At 77.3% G+C, this 1,120-nt stretch carries 1 protein-coding gene; it reads right to left on the reverse strand.

Features of this window, described 5'->3' with window-relative positions; genetic code table 11:
• Nucleotides 1-444: 444 nt before the first annotated feature.
• On the reverse strand, nucleotides 445-1,120 hold a 676-nt coding region (locus tag EAO77_RS35785), incomplete at its 5' end, for a 4'-phosphopantetheinyl transferase family protein (RefSeq protein ID WP_147992478.1).

Genomic DNA, 1,120 nt, shown 5'->3' on the forward strand with positions numbered 1-1,120 from the left:
GCCCCCGCCCGCAGACCCGCCCCGCGGGTCTGCGGGCGGGGGCGGCGGCGGGCGTCGCCGTGAGGAAGTGCGCGAGGGACAGCCCCGCTGCCCCCGCGCCGACGATGACGACGTCGGCGTCGGCGTCGGTCATGGGTACGTGGTCTCCTCGGGACGCGGACGGCGGGTGGCGGGTGGCGGGTTCCCGGAACTGCTCACCGTACGCGAGGGGGCCGGTCCGGACGTCGCACCGTCGCGTGCACCGCGCCGGGCGGTTCCCGCCACGTGGTGCGGCTGCGGCGGACGCCGGTGGACCAGGCGGTGGACCGGCACACGTGCTCCCTTGACCGAGGACGACGACACCGTCTGTTCCCGGTCCGGAGCCCTGTCGGATTCACCGGCTCGGCAGCGGTTCCGCGGACCCGGGCCCGGCGGCCGCCCCGAGGGGCGGCCGCCGGTCGGCCGTCATCCGCGCAGGGCCACCGCCGCGTGGTGGCCGTCGGGGACGGCCACGTCTGCCAGCAGCCAGCCTGCCGGGGCGGCGGGCAGGTGGCCGGAGCCGACGTAGTCGGCGGCCGGGTCGCCGCCGAGGCCGACGCCGAGGCCCTTGAGGTAGGCCTCCTTCCTGGTCCAGATGCGGGCGAACGCGGCGGGCCGCAGGCCGGGGGCGAGAGCGGCGAGTTCCGCCGCCTCGGCCGGGTGGAGCACCTCCGCCGCCTCGGCGACCGTGTGGGGTGCCGGCACCCGTTCGATGTCGACGCCGACCGGGGAGCCGGCGACGGCGATCAGGCTCAGCCCTTCGCAGTGGGAGAGCGAGAAGTGCAGCCGCCCGTCCGGCAGTACGGGTCGCCCGTGCGCCTCTCCGCAGCAGGGGCACGGTGCGCGGCCCATCGTGACACTGCGCGGGGTGACGCCCAGGTGCGCGCCGAGCAGACGGCGCAGTCCCACGTGGGCGCAGAGGTAGGTGGCCCGGTCGGCGGGCCGCCGGAACTCCTCGCTGCGGGTCAGTTCGGCCGTGTCCAGGACGAGGGACGCGTACCGGACGACACTGTCGCGGTGCGTGTCGGTCTCCACCAGCCACAGCTGCGGACGGGCCGGGCGGATGCCGGGCAGGTGGGCGAGGGGCTGGGGCAGGGGCGGC

The organism is Streptomyces sp. T39 (assembly GCF_008042045.1).
GTDB lineage: Bacteria > Actinomycetota > Actinomycetes > Streptomycetales > Streptomycetaceae > Streptomyces.